Source organism: Flavobacterium sp. GQ95, from assembly GCF_059758655.1.
The window spans coordinates 506,756-530,379 of sequence record NZ_JCAXEB010000002.1 but is presented as its reverse complement, the minus strand read 5'-3'; the positions used below and the strand labels follow the sequence as shown (position 1 = coordinate 530,379).

At 34.7% G+C, this 23,624-nt stretch carries 18 protein-coding genes; 7 read left to right on the top strand and 11 right to left on the bottom strand.

Annotation, left to right across the window (positions count from 1 at the left end; all coding sequences use genetic code 11):
* Window positions 1–15: 15 nt before the first annotated feature.
* From AC6CH4_RS06910 to AC6CH4_RS06880, 7 genes are all read right to left on the bottom strand, one after another.
* Window positions 16–1,809, bottom strand: coding sequence for a hypothetical protein (locus AC6CH4_RS06910; RefSeq protein WP_498101442.1), 1,794 nt, complete (start codon window positions 1,807–1,809; stop codon window positions 16–18).
* A 121-nt stretch (window positions 1,810–1,930) separates the two neighbouring features.
* Window positions 1,931–2,503, bottom strand: coding sequence for a hypothetical protein (locus AC6CH4_RS06905; RefSeq protein WP_498101440.1), 573 nt, complete (start codon window positions 2,501–2,503; stop codon window positions 1,931–1,933).
* A gap of 11 nt (window positions 2,504–2,514) precedes the next feature.
* The gene (locus AC6CH4_RS06900; RefSeq protein ID WP_498101438.1) at window positions 2,515–4,788 is read right to left on the bottom strand and encodes a GH92 family glycosyl hydrolase; all 2,274 of its coding nucleotides are present in this window, start codon (window positions 4,786–4,788) and stop codon (window positions 2,515–2,517) included.
* Between the two features lie 202 nt (window positions 4,789–4,990).
* Window positions 4,991–7,303 carry a GH92 family glycosyl hydrolase gene (locus AC6CH4_RS06895; protein WP_498101436.1) on the bottom strand — a complete coding sequence of 771 codons (2,313 nt, stop codon included), beginning with the start codon at window positions 7,301–7,303 and terminating at the stop codon, window positions 4,991–4,993.
* 303 nt (window positions 7,304–7,606) lie between these two features.
* On the bottom strand, window positions 7,607–9,220 hold the full coding sequence (locus tag AC6CH4_RS06890; protein ID WP_498101434.1) for a RagB/SusD family nutrient uptake outer membrane protein: 1,614 nt from the start codon (window positions 9,218–9,220) through the stop codon (window positions 7,607–7,609).
* Window positions 9,221–9,239: 19 nt separating this feature from the next.
* Window positions 9,240–12,248 (bottom strand): SusC/RagA family TonB-linked outer membrane protein, encoded by a 3,009-nt coding sequence (locus AC6CH4_RS06885; protein ID WP_498101432.1) that lies wholly within the window; start codon window positions 12,246–12,248, stop codon window positions 9,240–9,242.
* 258 nt (window positions 12,249–12,506) lie between these two features.
* Complete coding sequence (locus AC6CH4_RS06880; protein WP_498101430.1) at window positions 12,507–14,666, bottom strand: alpha-N-acetylglucosaminidase; 2,160 nt, start codon at window positions 14,664–14,666, stop codon at window positions 12,507–12,509.
* Window positions 14,667–15,241: 575 nt separating this feature from the next.
* On the opposite strand from AC6CH4_RS06880, the gene AC6CH4_RS06875 reads away from it, so the two are divergent.
* Both AC6CH4_RS06875 and AC6CH4_RS06870 read left to right on the top strand, forming a co-directional pair.
* Window positions 15,242–16,090 carry a helix-turn-helix domain-containing protein gene (locus AC6CH4_RS06875; protein WP_498101428.1) on the top strand — a complete coding sequence of 283 codons (849 nt, stop codon included), beginning with the start codon at window positions 15,242–15,244 and terminating at the stop codon, window positions 16,088–16,090.
* Between the two features lie 83 nt (window positions 16,091–16,173).
* On the top strand, window positions 16,174–16,740 hold the full coding sequence (locus tag AC6CH4_RS06870) for a DUF417 family protein (protein ID WP_498101426.1): 567 nt from the start codon (window positions 16,174–16,176) through the stop codon (window positions 16,738–16,740).
* A 138-nt stretch (window positions 16,741–16,878) separates the two neighbouring features.
* Here AC6CH4_RS06870 and AC6CH4_RS06865 read toward each other — a convergent pair whose 3' ends face one another.
* Window positions 16,879–17,877, bottom strand: coding sequence for an SLAC1 family transporter (locus AC6CH4_RS06865; RefSeq protein WP_498101424.1), 999 nt, complete (start codon window positions 17,875–17,877; stop codon window positions 16,879–16,881).
* 90 nt (window positions 17,878–17,967) lie between these two features.
* Between AC6CH4_RS06865 and AC6CH4_RS06860 the strand changes: the two genes are divergently transcribed.
* Genes AC6CH4_RS06860 through AC6CH4_RS06845 form a run of 4 tightly spaced genes read left to right on the top strand, consistent with a single transcriptional unit; the run spans window position 17,968 to window position 20,599 of the window.
* Window positions 17,968–18,810, top strand: coding sequence for a helix-turn-helix domain-containing protein (locus tag AC6CH4_RS06860; RefSeq protein ID WP_498101422.1), 843 nt, complete (start codon window positions 17,968–17,970; stop codon window positions 18,808–18,810).
* 27 nt (window positions 18,811–18,837) lie between these two features.
* The gene (locus AC6CH4_RS06855) at window positions 18,838–19,413 is read left to right on the top strand and encodes a Crp/Fnr family transcriptional regulator (protein WP_498101420.1); all 576 of its coding nucleotides are present in this window, start codon (window positions 18,838–18,840) and stop codon (window positions 19,411–19,413) included.
* Between the two features lie 57 nt (window positions 19,414–19,470).
* A complete protein-coding gene (locus AC6CH4_RS06850; protein ID WP_498101418.1) occupies window positions 19,471–19,920 on the top strand; it encodes a carboxymuconolactone decarboxylase family protein in 450 nt (149 codons plus the stop codon).
* Between the two features lie 31 nt (window positions 19,921–19,951).
* Window positions 19,952–20,599, top strand: a complete 648-nt coding sequence (locus tag AC6CH4_RS06845; protein WP_498101416.1) for an HD domain-containing protein — start codon at window positions 19,952–19,954, stop codon at window positions 20,597–20,599.
* A 100-nt stretch (window positions 20,600–20,699) separates the two neighbouring features.
* Here the strand turns inward: AC6CH4_RS06845 and AC6CH4_RS06840 are convergent, their stop codons facing one another.
* The 3 genes from AC6CH4_RS06840 to AC6CH4_RS06830 form a co-directional block, all read right to left on the bottom strand.
* A complete protein-coding gene (locus AC6CH4_RS06840; protein ID WP_498101414.1) occupies window positions 20,700–21,596 on the bottom strand; it encodes an EamA family transporter in 897 nt (298 codons plus the stop codon).
* Window positions 21,580–22,254, bottom strand: coding sequence for an FMN-dependent NADH-azoreductase (locus AC6CH4_RS06835; RefSeq protein ID WP_498101412.1), 675 nt, complete (start codon window positions 22,252–22,254; stop codon window positions 21,580–21,582). The genes AC6CH4_RS06840 and AC6CH4_RS06835 overlap by 17 nt, the downstream gene beginning before the upstream one ends.
* Before the next feature lie 144 nt (window positions 22,255–22,398).
* Window positions 22,399–22,935, bottom strand: coding sequence for an LOG family protein (locus AC6CH4_RS06830; protein WP_498101410.1), 537 nt, complete (start codon window positions 22,933–22,935; stop codon window positions 22,399–22,401).
* Between the two features lie 242 nt (window positions 22,936–23,177).
* Here AC6CH4_RS06830 and AC6CH4_RS06825 point away from each other — a divergent pair, with 242 nt between their 5' ends.
* A complete protein-coding gene (locus AC6CH4_RS06825) occupies window positions 23,178–23,588 on the top strand; it encodes a DoxX family protein (RefSeq protein WP_498101408.1) in 411 nt (136 codons plus the stop codon).
* Window positions 23,589–23,624 lie beyond the last annotated feature (36 nt).

Sequence of the window (23,624 nt, the reverse complement as noted above, 5' to 3'; positions counted from 1 at the left end):
ACAAAAATTTTATCATTAAGATATCGTCATTTTGTGATGAAATGGTGTAAATCCTGTTAAATAAACATGTTCTCCATTTGTTCGCAGACTTCCCTGATGATAGGTGTACTCTTCACTATCGAGATTTTCTACATTAAAATGTTCGCATTTTCCAGGGCCAAATTGTATTGCATCGCCTGCAGTAGCTAGTTCTCCAAATCCGGATTTAAGGAAATAATTCTTTTTATCGTCTTGTATTGTTCCGGTAATAGTACTTCCTTCATTAAAGCACATTTCAATAGTCACCTCAACATTTGGAGGGCCATCTACTTTAAAATCTAAACTTAATGCTCCATTTTCTTCGGTGATTTCTATTACTGTTTTCTGTTTTTTAACATTGCTCTTTGTTCTTGAACCAAATTCCATTTTGTTCCAAAATCTTGTATCCGGTGATTCAGATAATGTATAATCTCCATCTGATTTGCGAAATTTTTCTGCTAAAGGCTGGTAGTAATCTGCTTCTTTTGTTTCTGTCAAAATATATTTATTTCCTTCTTTAACGATCCCTTCACTGCTAAAATATCCCATTCTAAAAAAGGAAGTTGACAAGCGCATGTATTTCAAAATGGCATTTCCTTTTCTGTAAGTTAGAAAATTAGGATTTGAAGATCTTCCGGAAACAATCTGTACTGGCTGGTCATTACCGCCAAAAAGAGTTACAGTGGTTTTGCCCCGTTTGATTCTTGCCAGATTTGAAACTGCAAAAAACTTTTCGAAATCATTTATCCCTTTCCCTTCAACAGGAATTGGCTTTCTTAGCGTATTGCTTTCCATAAAAAACCCCAATGAATCTGATAAAATATCAGTATTAAATTCCGGCAGATTTTCAATAGTATTTACCATATAGGCAAACATGGCATTATTGGTATAAATCGCCATAAACCTGTACTGAAGATAAAACTTAGTAACTTTTAGATTCATGAACTGATCCTGTCTTCTGGAATCCAGTGTAATTAAATCACCGTTTGGTTCTGTGTGATAAAAATAGGTTGTTAGGTTTTTAGAGACAATATCAAGTAATTTTGGCCTGTTTAATAGTCTGCCAACTGTAATTAAAGCTTTATCAATTACGGCAGAATAAATACCGCTTCTTTCAGAATAATGCCCGTCTTCGTTACAGTCAATACCTTCTGCCAGCCATTCGTCAATTCTTTTTACGTAAGCTGGATCGGGATACAGATCGTTTATACTGGCCAAAGCAGCGCAAACTACCCACCTGTGATTTGGAGTGTGTACACCGCCAGTTACCATGGCTTTGCCGGCATTTAAAATGAATTTTTTCAGTTTATCTCTTAATACTGCTGTATCTGTTTTTTTATCTGCATTTAAAATTGCTGCTGCCGGACAAATATATTCCAGTATAAAAGCTGTGTCAGGAGGTGATTGTCTGTTGCCGCCTGCATCTAATGTACCATCTTCATATTGTTCCTTAAGCAGAATATCGGTGAATTGGTTCAGTCTTTCTACTACAATTTTAGATTTATAATATTCTGATCCGGAATTACATAGCGAAGCCGTTAAAACTAAAATATTATTTGCTATGAATCGAAAACTACTGAGTTTTATATTGGGATCTAAAGGATTATTCAATATCGTTTTAACTTTGGCATCATTACTTAAAATGAGCTTTTTCATTAATTGAATATCTTCCTGTGAAGTAGTATTATTTACTAACAGATCATTTGCAAAAATAATATCACTAACTAATGCTCCCGCCAATGTCAGTCCGGATAACCTGATAAATTCGCCACGGCTGATTTGATTTTTCATACTGTATCTTTTTATTCAATCTAACCTAACTAATAGATCTACATTCAAAACTTTTGAGATTCAACAAAAACCTGACAGATTTAAAAAACCCGTCAGGTCAATCAGAAAACTAACAAAATATTTATTTTTCTCCTTCCACAATTTTTACTAATGTGAAATTTATTCCTAATGGATTTTTGGTTATTTTACAGATTAAAGGATAAGTCGGATTTTTTACGATCCACATTTCTGTTTCATCAATTTGGGCGACTACATGAAAGGTATCCAATAATTTCCCTTCCAGATCAACACTGTTAGTAGTTGTATTTTCATCTAATACATAGGTTGTATTGTTGTAAATAAACTTCTTGTTTTTTAATAAATCCTTATAAGCCGACTGTGAAATCATAAAAAAAGTTTCTGTAGGTTTCAGGTTCAGAACAGGTGCATATTCTCCCTGGTTAAAACTTAATTCATTTCCGTTTTTCAATCCTTCGGCTGTGGTTACAATACTGCTTTTTACACCTCTTGTATCTAAATCCAAAATAAGTTTATCTGTTGCTATTTTTGTGGTCAGGGTTAAAGTTCTGGTCTGACCGTGCAGTTTACAGATATAATGTAATACGGTATTGTTTTTAATGGACGGAATATAGTTTTGTGCTATTCCTACCTGACACATTGCACACAAAATAAGAGTTAAAATTGTATTTTTCATCTGCTGGATTTTTATTTTGTTGGTGGTAAAATAGTTGTTCCCCAAGCCGAAGGTTTTGAATCCATTTCGAAAATCAATTCGCCACCTTTAGCAATATCATCGTGCAAAATCCAGGCTTTGTTATACGGTTTTCCATCTAACAAAGCCGATTTGATATATTTATTTTTATCACTCATTTTTTTTGCAGAGATCTTAAAATGCTTTCCGTTTCCTAATTGTATGGTCGTTTCGGTGATCAATGGTGTATTCAATAAATAATACGGCTGACCGGCATTAGGATACAATCCCATCATATGGAACGCCAGCCATGAAGACATTGCACCAGAATCATCATTCCCCGGAAGACCTTCGTGCGAAGTATTGAAATTCTCTTTTATAATGGTTCGAATTCTATCACTGCTCAAATAAGGTTTCCCGATCCAGTGATAGAGACAAGGCGTTAAAAATGACGGCTCGTTTGCTACATTGTATAACTTACTATCAAAAAAAGTATCGAGTCTGTTTTTAAAAGCAGCTTCTCCTCCTGATTTGCGAACAAGTTCCGGAACATCATGCGGAATACTTAAAGAATATTCCCAGGAATTGCCTTCGTAAAAAAATACGCACCAATGACATACATACCAAGGAGATTCAATAATAACCGGTGTATATTTGAATGTTGGTTTCTGAATTTTTGATTCCCCAAAAACCACATCATCCAGCCATTTTCCAGAGGCATCTTTTGGCATGATAAATCCGGTCGAACCATTATTTTGATAATCTGAACGCCATAAATTTTGCCAACTGTCGGCTTGTTTTATGTATTGGTTATAAAGATCCTGATGATTCAAACCTTTGGCTACAGTTGCAATATTATAATCGTTATACGAATAATCAATAGTTCTGTTTCCGGCACGATCAATACCATAAGGTACATATCCTAATCGCAGATAATCCATTAATCCGCCTCTGCCCTCTTTTTCTTCATTTCCTCCGGGTGGTACAGTGGCATCTTTAAGCATGGCCTGCAAAGCCAATTCATAATCTATTCCTTTTAGATTTTTTACATAGGCATCAGCCAGCACAACAGAAGCATTGGAACCTCCTTGTGTACGCCCATTATCATTACCGCTTCTTCCTTCCGGCAAATAACCTTCACGTTTGTATATATTTAATAAGGCATTTACGATTTCGACCTGACGTTGTGAATCTATTAAGGTAATTAGTGGACTTGAACTCCTGAAAGTATCCCAAATACAATAAAAATCATCATAATAGGGTTCGTCATTGGTCCATAATGGATTTTCTCCCGTTCTGTCGACAGGCATAATCATGGTATGATACAAACCTGTATAAAACATTTTTTTATAGGAATCTGAAGTATCTTCTGAAAGTTTAATACGGCTTAATAATTGTTCCCATTTAGTTTCTAATTCCACTAAAACGGTATTAAAATTCCAATGTGGAATTTCTACTTCGATATTATTTTTTGCTTTTAATTCACTTAAAAAAGAAATTCCAATTTTAATGTTTACTTCCTGCTTTCCATCTTTACCAAACGAAAGCAATGCTGCCGTTTTTTTTCCGGAATCAAACTGAGCTTTTTGATTGCTGTAAAATTTCCCATCTTTCCACGTTACATATTTTGCAATTGGCTGATCAAAAACAGCCCAAAAATAAACGGTATACGCACGTCCGTTGTTCCATCCGCCCCTAATTCTGCTATAGCCGCGAACTTCAGTATCTGAAACAATTTCTATTTGAGAACCAACAAATTGCTGTTCTTCTCTTCCGTCTGGTTTTGGTCCTTCTCCCAGGAAAAAACCGGGATCAATTTTTAAATCTTTAGAGGCATCTTTAGGATAGGTAATGCGATAAAAGGCTGCTTTTTCTGCAGTTGTTATTTCGGTTTTAATATTATTCCCTTTGAAAATAGTTTCATAATATCCAAGCTTTACATTTTCTTCTTCCCTGTATGAAGTCTGATCTAACTTATCCAAAGTTCCGGAAAAAGGCATGATCTGAATATTTCCGTATTTAGGGCCTCCACCGGTACCACTAACATGAACCTGACTAAATCCTGTAACTTCTTTTGGCAATGGCAGCCAGCCGCTATTTGGGCTTACAGTACAATCAGGACTTGGCTTTACCATTCCGTAAGGACACGAAGGGCCAATAAAAACCCTTCCAACTCCTTCTGATCCGATCATGGGATCTACGTATTGATGAAGCTGACTTTGAGCATTATTATTAATGGCAAATAATGCTATTCCGAAAAAAATGAGAGCCTTACGATTTATTTTCATTTCTTATTTTATTATTTAGCAGGTATTTTATATCGCAGCAGAACATAGATTTAAAAAATTAAGGCGTTTCTGGCAAATCAAAATTTCTATGCATATCCCTAAGTAATCAATTTTGAGTGAAACGCCTTTTTGCAATTACTAGCTATATTTCTATGTATTAAAAATTACATAATTAATATATGCTATTTAAAATTCTACCACATTAATGCTTTAGTGTATTTGACATTTCTAAAATTAATTCTCCGCCGTTTGTAATCTCCTGATGCGAGATATTAAAATTTTGAACAGTTGTATTGTTGTATTTTATTTGATTAATATAAATATTCTCAGGATTATTATTTTTGGCGTTAATAATAAACTTTTTACCTTTATAATAATCTGGATTTAATTGAATTGAGACTTTATTAAACAACGGGCTTCCTATTTGATATTGCGGATTTTGATCTGTACCTCCATTCATTTGAAACAAACCAATTTTAAGCAGGACATTCAGGCTTCCCATTAATCCCTGATCCTCATCACCATTGTAACCTGTGTTTGGGGCTAATCCACTAAAAGTTTCTTTTACTACATTTCTAGTCCAGTATTGCGTTAAGTCAGGTCTCCCTAAGAAATTAAAAATAAAGGAAGTTTGTATCGATGGCTGATTTCCAAAATTGATCGGAATACGGCTGAATTCAGGATGCAGTTCAGCATCATGTGATGTACCCGAAGTAAATTTTAGTTTTTGGGCCGTTTCAAATTGTGCATTTAATTTTGTTGTGGCTTTCTCTTTTCCTCCCATCAAATCTACTAATCCATTAATGTCATGAGGCACAAACCATGTCGATTGTGCACCATTCGATTCTATAAATCCATTTTCATATTTATAAGGATCAAAATCTTCAAGCCATTTTCCACTAACATTTTTAGGACGCATCCAACCCAGTGTTTTGTCAAAAATATTTTGATAATTTTTAGAACGGGCCATAAAATAATTATAATCCTCCTGATGATTTAATTTTTTAGCCAATTGTGCCAAAGTCCAATCCTGATAGGCATACTCTAAGGTTTGGCTGGCTCCATCCTGATGGCTTCCGAATTCACCTTCAGGAATTGGATAAGGAACAAAACCATTATCTATATAATATTTTAATCCGCCTCCGCTGTCTGAATTATGTTCGTATCCAGCCTTTCCCATAATACCATTTAGCATATGGTTCTTTTTGACTGCTGTGTAAATAGTTTCTAAATCTTCTGTTATGATTCCTTTTTGAATAGCGCTTACAATGAAAGGTGTAGTCGAAGCCCCGGTCATCACAAAAGTATCATTCCCTCCGGAAGGACCACGCGGAATCATTCCTCCATCTTTATAATACTGCATTAAAGATTGTACAAAATCACCCATAATTTCAGGATAAACAAGTCCCCAAAGCGTATTTATTGTCCATTGCGCACCCCAAAATGAATCTGAATTGTACTGATTAAATTTAGGTTTTCCGTCTGCGTTTAGTGGCAGCTGTCCTATTCTAAATTTTTCTCCGGTATTATCAGGATAGGCACCATTTACATCACTAATCATTTTTCTTCCCTGCAATGAATGCCAAAGATCGGTGTAAAAACGTCTTTGATCTGTTTCAGTTCCGCCTTCAACTTCAATTCTTCCCAACAAATTATTCCATTCGTTTTTTGATTCTGTTATTATTTTATCAAAATCCCAATTTGGTAATTCTTCCTGAATATTAAGTGTAGCATTTTCGACAGAGGTATACGAAATACCCACCTTCATTAATACCTTTTTGTCAAATTGGCCTAAGTTAACCAGATAATTGTTTGTTGCATTATCGTGTTCTATTGAAGCAATTGGTGCATTAAGCTTAATTTTAAAAAATACGGTCAAAGGTTTAGGACGTCTAAAATTAGTGCTTAATATTAATGATCCTGAGAGTTCATAATCGTTATTTTTTTCTAATACTCCATTGGTATTATCACATGGCCCCAAGATTGTATTTAAATTAAAAAGAATGGCTTTTTGAGCATTCGCCGGAAAAGTAAATCTGTGAAAACCTACTCTTTTTGTGCTCGTCAATTCTGTTTTAATTTGATATCTTTCCAGTATAAGCGAGTGATAACCAGGAGTTATTATTTCAGTTTGATGATTGAATTTAGAATAAAAATGAGTAAAAATATCTTTTTTATTTTCCTGTGAAATAGTTACGGGCATTAAAGATACACCCGACATCTGCCATTCGTGAATATGGCTGAAACCTTTTACTGTATCTGTTGTATATTTATATCCACCTCCCCAATCGCCGTTGATTTCTGTATCCGGACTTAAATTGACCATACCAAAAGGACGGCTTGCCGATGAAAAGAAAAACCATCGTGAATTTTCAGTATCAAGTTGTGGGTAAACCATATCTACAAATGATTTCTTTTTTACAGAAATATTTTTTTCGGTTTTACATGACACTAAAAAAATAAGAAAAAAACTTATTCCGATACGGCTTATTTTATAAATTTTATCCAGTTTCATTTATTCTATTTGTATTGAGGGCTGCCTATTTGTTTATGATAAATTCCAGGATATTTTAATCGGAATTGATATCTGTATTCAAAATCAATTTAATATGAATGTTGCAAAGCTTAATTTCCCGACATTCTTAACTTCATTAATTAAGCTTTGTCATACATTCAAAAAACAAAAAGTAAAATATTGTAAGGCTACTTTCAAAAATGAGTTGGAAGCAATGCCTTTTAAGAAAAAAAGGAGAAGAATTTTAAATCTTCTTCCCCTTTGTAAAGTGGAAACTTATTTTAATTTATACTTTGATTTATCCTAGTACCCATCATTCTGAGTTAGTGCAGGATTTAAAACCAAAGCATTGGTTGGAATTGGGAAAGTACGACGATAAGTATCGGCATTTGTTTTGAATCCCCATTTACCTTCGAATTTACCAAATCGAATCATATCGTTTCTATGCCATGCTTCATGAGCAAATTCACGAGATCTTTCTTTATAAAGTTCTTCTAAGGTTACACCGCTCCAGGCAGCAGAAGTAGAACGATTAGAACGAATCATGTTTACTAATGCAAGTGGAGATTGTCCTAAAGTTTGAGTACCTCCGCGAAGAATTGCTTCTGCTTTCATCAGAATAACATCTGAATAACGTAAATAAGGTACATCGTTATTTTGATTACGGCTTGTTGAGGTAGCATCCGGATAAAATTTGATATTTCTGTATCCCATGTTCCAGGCAATTTCATCATTACCACAGTCAAATAAATTAACATTCTGACGAAGTATGATATCCGGTGTTAGATTTACCTGATAGGTATAGGCAGCTCCACCATCTGCTCCGGTATAAAACTGATCATACCCTTTTTTGGTTGTGCTTACTGTTACCGGAGTAACACCATCATTCATAAATTGTAAACCTGTCAGCCATTGTCTGTTACGAATATCGTTTGGATCGTTAAAATAAGCGTAAAATTCAGGCAAGGTACTTCTTGGTGCACTAGGCGTAAAAGCAAGACCAAACTTGGCTCTTTCAGAACGCGGAACATCATAACGCGAATGATACATCTGACCATTATATCCTACTGTTGCTGCTGTAGGATCGTAAGGAATCGCAAAAATAAATTCTTTCATTTGCGGTCCGTTATTCGGATAAAACATTTGAAGATAAGTAGTTCTTGGCTCAATAGTATATAAACCTGAACTAATAACACCATCACAGGCTGCAATACAATCATTGTAACGAGGTGTTCCGGTATATATTTCTGCATTTAAATACAATTTAGCAAGCAACGCATTTGCAGTTTGTCTATTTGGTCTTCCATAAGTTGTAATTCCCGCTGCCGGATTTAAATTAGGCAGGGCTTTCTTCAATTCTTTTTCGATAAAATTAAAAACGTCTTTCCTGTCTGATTTAGCATGAGCAGAAAAATCTCCATAAACGGTATCCAAAGGCACATTTCCGTAGCTGTCCATCATAATAAAATACGAGATGGCACGCATGGTTTTTAATTCTGAAATCATAGTCGATTTATCAGCACCGGCAGGCATTGTTTTATCTAAAATAGAAATAGCCTGATTGCTTGTTCCTATCACTTTTGACGACCAGTCCCAAACACTTGATATATTACCGTTATCTGGTGTCCAGTCATGGTAATGCAACATTCTATAACTCTGATTATCGTACCAGTTACCTCCTCTTGCCGGCAATATTGATTCATCTGTACTCAATGATTGTGTAAACCAGTAAGAAAATGAAAATTCACCCCGAAAAGCGGCATATACCGGACCTGCTGTTTGTATAAATTGTGTTGAATTCTGAGGAAATACATCTGGTGTAAGCTGCGTTGTAATAGGCACATCAAGATCCTCACAAGACCATAATAAACCAACCATCAATATTGGAAGTCCTAAATAGTTTAATATATTTTTCATAATTTTTTAGAATTTAATTTTAGAATACCACGTTTACACCAAACAAGAATGTTCTGGTTTTAGGATAGAAGTTATTGGAGTCTACACCAGGTGCTGTTCCGCCTTGTTCTACTTCCGGATCAATTCCTGAATAATTAGTAATTACAAACAGATTATTCATTGTTTCATAGATACGTACTTTTTTAATGTACCTGCCCACTTTACCAAAATCATAACCTAAAGTAAGGTTGTCTAATCGAAGGTAACTTCCATCTTCTATAAAACGCGTCGAGTACTTATAGGCATTCAAATCGTTTGGTGATTCATCTGCCGCATCTACGAGAATATTTGAGGTCATTGCCGTAGCTGGCCTGAACAAATCTGCACGGGTAGCATTGAAAATTTTATTTCCGAATACACCTCTGAAAAAGATATTTAAATCAAATTTCTTATAGGTAAAATTATTATCCCATCCTAACATAAACTTAGGCTGTGCACTTCCTGCATAATGATAATCTGTACCAATTGCCGGCGTAGTAGTTAAACTTCCGTCTTTTGCAACATATTGAGAAACACCGTTTGCATTTTTTCCTGCATATTTAAGTGTAAAGAACTGTCCAAGAGGTTTTCCTTCTTTAAAAATTTGCAATGTACTTCCTGTTTGTCCTCCACCATCAGGCTGAACTCTTCTAATTGAATCTCCACCAATAAATAATGGGTTTCTTAATTTAGTGATTTCATTCTTGTTGTGCGAACCGTTTATATTGGTTGTCCAGCTGAAATTTTTCGTTCTGATTGCATTTATGTTCAAAGATGCTTCAATACCTCTGTTCGACATATTACCTCCGTTGGCTACAATTGTTCCAACTGGTACAAGTACCGGATTTACAGCATAATTGAAAATCATATCTGTTGTTTTCTTGTCATAAACATCCACAGAAGCAGATACTTTTCCTTTTAATATTGTAAAATCAATACCAATATTTGCCGTAGAAGTTTTTTCCCATTTCAAATCAGGATTAGCGGCCTGATTTGGTCCGTAAGCTCCAATTTGCTGTCCGTTATAATAGAATGTTCCAAGGCTTCCTGAAATAAACTGAGCCGTATAAGCATTAAATCCTGAAGAGTTTCCGGTTTGCCCGTAACTTGCACGAAATTTCAAGTCATCAAAAATCTTCTGGCCTTCCATGAAACCTTCTTTGTCAATTCTCCATGCTCCACCTACTGAAGGGAAATAACCCCATTGATTGTTTGTTCCAAATACAGAACCTCCATCTCTTCTGATAGTTCCCTGTAAAAGGTATTTATCTCTGTAATTGTAGTTTAAACGTGCAAATTCAGAGATTAGACGTTTTTTCTGATAAGCTCTGCTGTCTCCAAAATTGACAACATACCCATTAACAGATGTATAGTTACTTAAAGCAAGGTTATTATAACTCACATTATCTACAGGAAAATTTGTCGCTGTAGCCTGAAATCCGTCACCTAAAACATCTTCCTGCCATGAATAACCAACAACTGCCTTGATTTTATGATCACCAAAAGTTCTGTCCCAGTTTAAAAAGCTCTCTACAATCGTATTTGTATTTTGATAAGAATTTCTTAATGCTGACCCGTTTACACCAAAATTTACTAATGTTTTTGTCTGAGGTGGATCTGGGTTGTTGTAGAAAGTAGCACTATTGTATTTTTGATAGTAACTATCATAAAACTCACCATGCAATGTATTTAATTGCTGATAAGCTACGTTTAAGTTATAAGAGAATCCATAAGGAAGTTTTAATTCGGCAGTAATACTTCCAACAAAATTATTTGTTTTTGTATCATCATCTCCGTGTTCAATTAAAGCTACAGGATTAAAGTAACTTGTCTGAATGAAATTTTCGAAAAAAGATCCATCCGGATTTCTTACCGGAGAAACCGGAAGGTGGCTCACTGATTGCAAAAGTACAGTATTACGTTGTGGTACATTTGCATATTTACTGTTAGAGTTGGTTACATTCAACCCAATTTTCAATTTATCGTCAAAGGCAAACTGCTCAACTGCTAAGTGTGCAATTATTCTTGAAAAATCACTGCCCATCAAAACACCTTCTTTGTTCAGGGAAGATACACTTGCAAAATAATTGCCATGTTCGCCACCACCGCTCATTGAAAGATTATGACTGCTTGAAGCTGCTCCGCCTCTAAGAATTTCTTTTTGCCAGTCTGTATCTGCTCCTTTATCATTTTCAGGAGTAAAATTTAAATTGTTCTTGGTTGTAAATTCTCTCAGTTGACTTGCATTCATCATATCAAGTTGGTTTGAAACATTCTCAAATCCAAAATAATTACTGTAGTTAATCTGGGTTTTGTCTTTACTTCCTCTTTTTGTCGTTACCATAATAACTCCATTTGCAGCACGGTTACCATAAATAGCGGTTGCCGCGGCATCTTTCAAAACATCAATAGTAACAATATCTTCCGGCGCAATAATAGATATATCAACTCCCGGAATACCATCTACAACATAAAACGGTCCCTGGGAGCTATTTAATGTAGATGCCCCACGTAAAACTACCGAAGAACCTTTAGTAGGATCACCACTGGTAGAAACATTTAAACCTGCAACTTTACCTTGCAGCAACTGTCCGACATCAGCAATAACTCCATTATTTAATTGTTCAGCCTTTACAGAAGTAACAGCAGTAGTCAGGTTTTTACGAGTTCCTTTTCCGTAACCTACTACTACAACCTGCTCCAGATTAGTAGAGCTAGAAGCTAGCTTAATGGTATAGTTGGTTTTAACGCCATCCAGTTTAAGACGCTGGTCATCAAATCCCATAAAGGAAATAATCAGAGTAGCGTTTTTGTTTGAAACATTTATTTTGAATTTCCCATCAAAATCTGTTACGATATTATTCGAAGTCCCACTTTCGAGCACATTGGCTGCAGGTAACGGCATACTCTTATCATCTACAATGATACCTGTAATTTCAGTTTTTTGCGCCCAGGAATTAATTGAGAGACCTAGAAAAAAGGCTAGTAATAAAAGCTTAAGTTTTTCCATATTGTTTTTAGTTAAATTGGTTAAAATAGTCTAGCGAAAATAGTATTAATGAATTGTTAAGAAATGGACAGGTTATTCACAAACATGGATTTTTTTAATAAACTCAATGAGAATAAGGCCTGCAGAATTTCATTTTATTTTATTTAAGAATTAAAAATCAATATATCCTGACAAAATAAAAGGAGGGTAAATTCAAACTATAAATTTACCCTCCCCTGATTTCCTTAATTGAGCTATGCATGAATGCCCGTAAGCGATTTAGTTACTATCGCACCAATTTATTTCCCATTGTTTTATTAATTCACTTTCTTTTGCTTCTTCAAATGGTGTTTTACTCACTTTCGCTGTTTTTAATGCCTGAAGAAACATTTTCCATCTTGGCCAGTAAAAATCTTTATACATTCCTCGCCAGGATCTGGACGCATAATCATTCAGATGGCCTTCTCCGCCCCAAAGCGTGATCAGTGTTTTTGCATTTTTTACATATAATTTTGATTCTTCGGGAGTACTTCCATAGTCCGAAGCAGATTTTATCCAGTAATTCAAATCATTCAAAGGTTCTCCGGAAAGCATTTTATCGATATCCAAAGCCGTTTTTTCTATTTCTTTAAATAATGCATCGCCTTTTTTTATGTCATTTATTTCATATGCTTTCACACATTCTATTAATAGATCGTCGATGCAAAGTGAATAATAATGTCTCGAAACCTCTAATACATCATAATGGTAAAGATTCTTTTTATCGAAATTTTTACTTTGCTTTTTCAAAATATCCAAAGCTTCTTTTAATACCACTTTATCTCCGGGATTTCCTTTAAATTCTGTGATTTTTAAAGTTGGTCTCTTAAAAAACAAATACGCTCCGGCCTTGTCATTCCACCAGCGGGTTTCCCAATATCTGGTACTGTAAACCGACTTAATTAATAATTGCCAGGCCTGAAAAACAGGATCAGCAGTATTTCCTCCGTATCGAGCATTAAGATATTTTTTTAACCAGTCATTTACAGATTCCTCTCCTTGTGTCCACGGAAGATCATAAAGATATTCGTAAACGATCGAATTATTGTTTAAGCCTTCCGGCATTACACCGTAACCTATAAGATTACCTCTATTCGGGTTCTTTAATAAACTGGTAAGTTCGTTTTTATAAAAATTCAAATCTCCATAAACAGGATTAGAGCCTCCATAATTATGTACATAACCGTAAGTCCATTGTTTTCCGTAAAAAGCTTCCTGATTTTCCCAAACTTTATATCGGTCATTGGCGTAATCCTGAACAATCATTCTGTCATTAGGCACTTTACTAAGAAATGCACTTGTAGCTTCTTTGGTCCAAAACTCTTTATTGTCTCCAAAAAGCCAGCCCTGCATTACCCATGTTGCCCCCGGCGCTGCTTCATTAATGGTTTCGAATATTGTTTTTCCATAATCTGAAAGTTCTTCATATTTATGTTCTTCAGACACGGGTGGTGTTATTTCATTAAAAGAATCCGCTAAATAAAAGTCCGACTTGCCATATAAATTAATGTAGATTTCTATAAATCGTTTTCCTATCTCTTTAAATAGTGGATCTTTGGAGTCTAATAAATACGTACTTTCAAAACCGCCTCCGGACCAGGATTTTAATTCACTTATTTTAGATTCTGGATGTTTCTCTGCAAATGCTTTAGGCACATAACCACTAAAAGCCGGCACGACAGGATGCATATCCAATGCTTTCATTCTTTGTATGATATTTTTCTGAACAGCTTCTTTTTTATTAATCCAGTCCTGAGGTAATGGTCCTTCGAGACTGTTTATATTTCCCATTCTTTGCCACGGCAAAAATGCAGGTCCTGCAAAATGTGCTTCTAACTCACTGTTAGTCAAGCCGTATTCTTTCCATAATAGCTGCCAAACTGCTTCTTGTCCTTCCATTGCTGTAGGCAGATTTATGCCGTGAAGTGCCATCCAGTCTATTTCCTGTTCCCAACGTTTCCAATCCCACCAAGGTGTTGTATATCCGAACGTACAGGCATTTAGATATTTTCTATATTTGAAAGGTGTAGACTGCTTTTTTGAATATTTTGGCCATGTCTTAGGTAAGTCGATTCTGTTGCCTTCCCAACTAACCGAAACGGCTCCAATATCTCTAAGAAAAGTATAAGCGGCATAACAAATTGAAGTATTCGATGTTGCAGTGATTCTTACTCTGTTTCCGATTGTTTCTACTTCAAACGAATCAGAATTGTTTTGATTTTTGTTTTCGACGATAAGTAAATCAAACTCTTTTGCCCTATCGCCAATCAACCTCTCTAGTACAGCTATGGAACTTTTGGTGTTTTCTTCATTTTTACTATACCCGTAAGGCACAACAAAAAATAACAGTAAAAGAAAAACAATATTAGCTTTTAGGGAATTAGATCTTTTATTTTCCATGCTTCCTCTTTTCATTTATTTTATACTTATTAATTATACACTTTACCGTTCGGTTTATACAAACAAAAAAATAGGGAGACTATTAGAAATGAATCTCCCCTTTAAAAACCAAACAAACAAAATTTCTCTTATTGTCTAAAATTAATCTATCATTCCTACAGCTTTAGTCTTTTAAATTATCATTCACTAAAATGTTGGGACCCGATAGTTTTTTTAGAATTATTTATGATGAAGATTTCATCTATGAAATAAAATACCTTTTTAATTGAAGGCTAAAATTATCAACAATGGACATGCAGGAGATGGACTAATCAGTCAAAAATATAGACATATCAAACAGCTGACAATTTTGTGTGGTTTTTAAAATATTTCACAAAGTAATAGTTGAATGATTTTGAGGTTTTCCTCATTGGTATTCTTTAATACATGAAAAAAATATTTTGAATAGTTGCTATTAATAATTCTCTAATCACTGATTTATTTTTAATTTCACGTAATAATTTCAACTAAAATATTGATCAGGCAAAATTCATAACTAAATTTACAATCAAACCTAATTCTAATATCACTGTAACATGAACAAAGTATTTTCAGAAAATGGGTCCTTGCTCTTAAGAATAGACAAATCTGAAAATAATTCATTAGCGATACCAGTACAATTTAGTGAGTATACTGTTTTGTTAATAAACAAAGGAGAAGGAATCTATCATGCTGATTTTGCCTCTTTTCCATTTAAGGCTCCTGCCATACTATTTTCAACTCCTCAACAATCCATATCCATTAAGGAAATTAAAGCGTTAACGTACACCACATTACAATTCCATGGTGATTTTTATTGCATTGAATACCATAGAAAAGAGGTTGCGTGCAATGGTTTACTGTTTAACAATATTTACGTTGAACCTTCTATAAAATTAACTGCCGAACAGCATCAATTATATTGTCAGTTAGTCGATCAGATTATTGATGAGATTAAACAACAAACTCCTTCAGAAATTGTCTTACGATCCTATCTTCAGCTTGTGCTTGCCAAATCCAGCAGTCTCAAAATAACCAGTGAAAAACAAAATTTTCAAAAAGATGAAAAAATGGAACAGTTTAAAATACTGCTCGAAGAAAATTTTTTAACTCTGCATAAAGCAAGTGATTACGCATCATTACTGTCTATGACAGCAAATAATTTTACGAAACAATGCAGCAAGCGTTTTAATAAAACACCTACTCAAATGATTCAGGAAAGATTAATTTTGGAAGCAAAAAAACAACTTCATCTCACCCGATTGAGTATCAAAGAAATTGCTTATGCCTTAAAATTTCAGGATGAATATTATTTTAGTCGAGTATTTAAAAAAATGACCAAAGTTTCTCCTCAAACCTTCAGAAAAACAACCGGTATCTCTATTGTGGCAGATTTGTCTAAGTAATGTCCTTTTTTATCCATTTCTTACTTCCCATCGAGGAGATAACTTTGCATTGTTAATGATGACAAAACTTAAAAATCAAAACAATGAAAAACGCTCTTTTAAACACAATAGCAAATCTTGATACGCTTGGAAAAAATGCAGTACGTGCCGGTATCGTAATCGTTTTTTTATGGATAGGCGGACTTAAATTTTTTACTTATGAAGCTGATGGTATAGTACCTTTTGTAGCAAACAGCCCGTTTATGTCCTTTTTTTATGATAATCCGTCCGAGTATAAAAAATACAGCAATAAAGAAGGTGAATTAATCACTGAAAATCACCAATGGAATATTCAAAACAATACGTATGGTTTTGCAAATGGTTTAGGAATTTTATTAATCGGTATTGCTTTTTTAGTAGCTATTCATAACTGGGCCCCGTTTGCCAGTATGATAGGAAGCATACTCGTATTTATACTTACCATCGGTACACTTTCCTTTTTGGTTACAACTCCCGAAAGTTGGGTGCCTCATTTGACAGATCATCAACACGGATTTCCTTATTTATCCGGACGTGGACGCTTAGTGCTTAAGGATATTGTTATACTTGGAGCTTCTCTGATTACAATGAGCCAGTCGGCATCACTTTATCTCCAAAGAAAAAATATATAAATCTGAAGAAATAATTTATATCAAAATTATAGATTAAAAAAGTGATCAGTCATTTATGGTGACTGATCGCTTTTTTTTATAAACGTATGTGCTTTAAAATTGTTATTATTAAGGAAATGTAAATGAAAATCGTGAAATTTATTTTGGCATGTAACTTCCCTTTAAAATAAGCTTAACCGAACCAATTGTAACACATAAAATTAAAATATTTGTAAAGCAGAAAACAAGTAAAGCAAGCCCGGTAACAACTGAATCATTTGCCTTTAAAGCAAATAGAGATAAACCCTGGGATAAAGTGGCAATTCCAAAAGTATACGCCCAATAACCCGGAGCAAATGACTGTTCTTTAAGCCACTTTAGGGCAAAAGTTATGGAGACGAAAATAAACAAAGCATATCCCATAAGCGCATAAGTAACAGGTATGCTTGACGTTGTACCGGCCAAAACCTGGTAAGCTACAAATAAAACAACGGCTGGCGCCATGTAAATTCCCATAAAATTTCTTGTTTTAACTCCAAGTCCGCCCACAGTTAATTGCTGTGTAATTACAGAATCCATAATCAACCAGGAAACAGTGCCTATACCTAAAAGTATAAAGCCATAGTTAGTATAACCTAATAATCCGGCGGCAAGAGCATTTACCAATATACTAGCTGTAAAAGTTAGAAATAAGGATGGCGTTGTTTGTTCGCTTTGACGTTCTTGTGTCCATAATTTTGAAAGTCGATATGCACCATAAATAAGATTGAATATTGAACCAATCCAGAATAATGAGATAGCACTATTTTGACTATATGGGTGAAATGCCAATGCCATTAAAATAACCGACTCCGGAATCAGCGCTAAGAAAGAAGATTGCACAGGGTCATTGAATTCAAGTAGTGCCGCTTTTCTGTGCTGAATCCATTTATTACAATAAAGCATTAACCACCACAAAAAAGAAAGTACTGCCAATCCTTCCAGAACTTCACCAAAATAGACTGGCAAATTCCATATCGCAGCTGCATTTCTCCATGCGTTTCCTGTTTCGGCTAATCCTAAGGTCATTGCAAAAAATGATGCCGGTGCTATTGGTAATGTAACCTTCTGTTTCTGAAAACTTTGATCGTAATCATTTTGAATAATTTTGTCCATCATTAAAATATTTAAATTAACTTTGAGCAAAATTATACTGATTTTATAAATTTATAATTGTAATATTATACACTAATTTAGTAATAAGGTGCGATGGCAAAAAATAATCTATATCTTCCATACGAAGTTGTTTTTAAGGAAATTGATGATTCGCTTGCAACAGAAGTGGGTAATAATTTTTTTGAATTATTATATATAGTGTCCGGAACCGGAATTCAGACTATAAATGAAAATCGGTTATCGTATCAGCCTGGTCATTTATTTTTGATAACGCCTGATGATATTCACAATTTAAAAATTGAAACCCATACCTCAATTTTCATTTTGCGTTTTACCGACATTTACATCAAGAATGGACCGTTTACATCGAATAATCTCTATAAGCTGGAATATATATTGCAACACGCCAATCACCAGCCGGGCTGTATTCTAAAAAGAGTAACTGATAAAAATCTGGTGCATCCGATTATTGATGCAATTCGACATGAACATCACAATCCTACACTTTATAACACAGAACTTATTCAGTTATTGATTAATACATTAATAGTAATTATTGCCCGAAATATTTCAGAATATTTACCTGAAAATATCACTAAACAGTCCGATGCAAAATCACATACAATCTTACAGTACATTCAATCCAACATCTACGAGCCTGAAAAACTAAGCGTGGCTGTAATGAGTGAAAAGTTTCGCATTTCTGAAACGTATCTGGGAAGGTATTTTAAAAAGCAAGCCAACGAAACACTGCAGGATTATATTTCAAAATACAGAATAAAGCTTGTAGAAAATAGATTGATGTATAGTGATTTGCGAGTGGGTGAAATCGCCAGTGAACTAGGTTTTAATGATGAAAGTCATCTGAATAAAATCTTTAAAAAGCACAAAGGTATTACTCCATCGTTGTTTAGAAAAACCCCACAAAAGCTTTAAACCTCATCTGTCTGACCTAAATAAATTATGATAAAGCCTTTACTGACCCATATCGAGAAAGTCTGTTCCTTTAAAATAAAGGAAACGGGTTTGTTCGAATCTCTTTTTGAGCGTAGAATCTATAAAAAGAAAGAGTTGTTATTACTTGAAGGACAGCAATGCTTAGAAAAATTCTTTATTATTAAGGGTTGTGTTCATTTGTATTTTTTAAGGGAAAATGGAACGGAACAAACCATCGATTTTGCTCTGGAGAATTGGTGGGCTTCTGATTTTAATGCTTTCTCTGGCGGGGGAATTGCACAATTTTCAATTCGGACCACAGAGCATACAGAAGTGTTATGTATTAGTGCTGAGAACCAAAAAGAATTGCTCAGACAAATACCGGAAATGAATATGTACTTTCACTTGGTATTTCAACGGGCCTATGCAGCGTCTCAAATGAGAATAAGGTACTTGTATGAGTATTCTAAAGAAGAATTATATCAGCATTTCCTACTTGATTTTCCAGAGTTTACACAACGTGTTCCTCAATACCTGCTTGCTTCTTTTTTAGGCTTCACACCAGAGTATTTGAGCGAAATAAGAAAAAAATATCTTTCTTAAACCAGTTTAAGAATATTCAGATTCGTGTATTTTAACTTTGTGAAAACAAATAAAATCATGGATAAAGTTATTAAACATCGTCTTGACGTATGGGAAGAAGAACCGTTATATTGGCAATTAATTGCACAAATTGACAAACGTTTATATCAATCAACCCTGTCAAAAAGCCTTATTGAAATTATTAAGATCAGGGTTTCTCAAATTAATAAGTGCGCCTATTGTATCGATTACCATACGCAGGATGCATTAAGGAACGGAGAATCTTCCCGTCGCATATTTGCATTATCTGCATGGCAGGAAAGCCCTTTGTTTACTGTTATAGAACGAAGTGTTCTTGAAGTTGCTGAAGAAATAACATTGATATTTAATCATGGCGTTTCTGATGATGCATATGAGAAACTCAAATCCTATTTCACAAAAAAGGAAATAGCCGATATCATTATTTGCATATGCCACATGAACTTTTTAAACCGGGTAGGGATTTCAACTAAAACAGAAGCTCTTTGATACTCTTTTAAAATTTATAAAACTTATAATTATGTCAATTTCAGGTAAAATTATAGCAGGGGTAAAAATGCCCGACAGTGCAATCACTAAACAGGCAACAGAATTATTACGTGAACATGGTAGTGCTCTTTTATACAATCACTCTTTACGATCTTTTCTTTTTGCATCTCTAAATGGTCAGCAAAATGATATTCGGTACGATGCAGAACTATTGTATGTCAGCGCAATGTTTCACGATTTAGGATTAACAGCTCATTATCGTAGCAGTGATAAGAGATTTGAGATCGACGGAGCTGATGCTGCCCGAAATTTTCTTATTGGCCATGGTGTATCGCCACAATCTTTGCAATTAGTCTGGGACGCCATCGCACTCCATACATCACCGGGTATAGCAGAATATAAAGAACCAGAAGTAGCGTTACTAAATTTTGGAGTAGCCCTGGATGTAGTTGGAAAAGGATACAATCAATTATCCAATGCAGATCGCAATGAAATTGTAAAACAGTTTCCGCGCAGCGAATTAAAGAAAAATATAATACCGACTTTTTTCGATGGCTTTAAACATAAACCACACACAACCTTCGGAAGTATGAATGCCGATATATGTTCCTGTATGATCCCAGATTACAAACAATTAAACTTTTGTGATGCTATTTTGCATTCGCCATGGTCAGAATAAAACTAATATTTTATTACAAATGAATCTAAACATTTATTTTACAGATTAACCTGATACTTCGAATCATTACAAAAGATGATTCGAAGTTTAATCTTGACTTCTAGCTAAAAGATCTAATGTTTTTCAAAATCACCGCAATTATTATAAGAAGTACTCCCAGCCATTGACTAACGGAAACATATTCATTTAGTAATAAATGGGCAAATAAGATCGCGACCGGAATTTCCAGGGATGTAAAAATTGCTCCCAATCCCATTCCGGTTAGAGGCATTCCTTTAGCAAATAATATAGGAGGAAGAATAGTACCGAAAAGTGCGACTACTATACCCCAATTTAAGAGAATACTAAAAGAAAATCCTTGTAGAACAGAAGAACTGAATACCAATAAAACTGTAATAAAGCCTCCGCTTACCATTAAAAAACTTCTTTTAATCGGCGGAAAGCCCAATTCAATATTGTTTGATGAATAAATTGTGGCTGTGTAAGACAATGCTGCCAGAAGGCCCCAAGAAACGCCTGTCCAATTAATTTGATTGTACTGATGCCAAACATCAGTTGCTATCAGGGTTCCAAAAATTATTATTACAACAGTAGCTATCTTAGAAAATTCCGGTTGTTTTTGTTTTTGTAACATCTCTACAACAAGGCTCATCCATACGGCCTGAACAAGAAGGACTATGCAAATACTGACGGGTACATACTTTACGGCCATATAATAAAAGATACTTGTAAATCCCAATGAAGTGCCGGCGACAATAAGTTTAATGCAACTCTTTAAATCTTTTTCAGGTCTTTTTACAGCAGCCACTGACTTACGGGAAATAATAGTAAGAATAAACAGTACTATAAATCCCAGAAAAAATTGAGAAATAGTTACTTCAGCAGTATTATAATCGTCCTTATACGCCAGCTTTACAAAGGTTCCCAGCATTCCATAACAGCAGGCAGCTAAAATAATTAACAGGCTTCCCTTAAATATCTTACTGTTGGCTTTCATAATTTGGCTTTATATTTTTATAAACTTTATTTGCAATTAAATTTTTAATGGTTTGATGCGCGGTCTCAACTCTTTGACATATCTTTTCCGGATCAACAGAAACACCATCAATTGCAACAGTATGTATATTATGAATGCCAATTAATTGGAAGACTAGCTCGAGATAAGTATTTTGGAAATTCATATGCTCGTTGGGCTCCCCTTTTCCATATCCTATTCCTCCTCGGGCTAATAGAAGAAATAATGTTTTATGCTGTAGTAAACCTTTATAAGGGTTTGTTGGATGGTCATGATTGAATTTCCACGTTTCATTAACCCGCACGATCTGATCTATATATGCTTTTAAAATGCCTGGTACTGACCAGTTATACATCGGTGAACCAAGAACAATAATATCGGCATCTTTCAATTCTTTGATATAAACATCACTAATTTTAAGTGCATTGTTGTCGGCCTCGCTCCTTTCCTCTTTTTTCTTTGATGCTGCTTTGATCCAACTTTCTGTAATGTAAGGAACCTCAGAAATTGTCAGGTCACGAAAACTAAAAACTGCTTCACCATTAATCGTTTTCCATTGCTTTATAAAAACTTCTGTAAGTTCACTGCTTTTAGATTCGGAACTTCTTGCACTTGCATTGATTACCAGTATTTTTTTCATGACGAATATTATTTTGAAGCAAAATTAGCCGGCATTCCTGTTTTAATAGGATACCACTTCCAACAAACAAAAGGATCCAGCTTCGTTCAAAAAAGATAATCAACATCAGAATTAATAAATCACAATATGGTTTAAGGCCTCTAATTATTCCTCAAATACATTTATACAGGCCAACACCGAATCACAAACCAAAAATGCGGATTTATTTCCTGATTTGAGAAATCCGAAATTTTCAAGATTTTGAAGCAGTGACAACAATGGATCATAATAACCACCGATATTCAGCAATACAATTTGTTTTTGGTGAAGTCCAAGTTGTGACCAGGTAAGCATTTCAAAGAGTTCTTCTAAAGTACCGAGTCCTCCGGGCAGTACAATAAAACCATCTGCCAGTTCATTCATTTGTGCTTTTCGCTGGTGCATATCATCGACCAAAATAAGTTTGGTTAATCTGGTATGTGCAACTTCTTTTTTCTGAAGAAATCCCGGTAAAACTCCAATAACCTCACCCTGATTTTCTAAGACTCCATCAGCTAAAACTCCCATTAAACCTGTAGCTGATCCGCCGTAAACCAAACTAAAACCCCTTTGGCTTAATAATGTGCCTAAATTATAGGCGGCTTCCCTAAAAATGGGTTCAGTACCAAAACTGGAACCACAGAAAACGGCTATTCTTTTCATAATTTTTAATTTATATACTGTAAAATAAAAGCTTATGGTGCTACCGTTGAAGCCCCAGATTACAGACAACACCTGCCCCAGCCTTAAAAATTTGTTGGTGTGATGTAAATACGATATCATCTGGGTCCTATAGTTTAGTAAATCTGGGGTAAAATAAAAACACAGGCTAGCGATACCTTTGTCTCTATAAAAACATAAATAAAAAAATTATGGAAGATACATTTAAAATTCCCCAGCTGCTTTTGAGATACGCACTGGGTATTACGTTCTTAACTCCGGTTTCGGACAGATTAGGTATTCTGGGTCCTGCTGGTACCGGCAATATTGAATGGGGTAACTGGCAAAGCTTTATTGATTACACTTCTACCCTTATGCCCATTTTTGACAGACCCATGGTTAATATTATGGGATTAGTAGCAACAGTGGCCGAATTATCGATCGGCATCTTTTTGATTTTAGGGTTTAAGACTAAGTGGTCAGCCATAGGAGCATCGCTTCTTACTTTCACCTTCATCATCTTTATGACATTTTCAGTAGGAATTCAAAAACCTATTAATTATGGTGTGTTTACTGCCAGTGCTGCTAGTCTTTTACTTTCGTTTATTCCAAATTATAAATGGAGTTTAGACAATCTTTTTAATAGAGAGAAATAGTAGTTATGTAACTATTTGACATTCTCTATATAATTC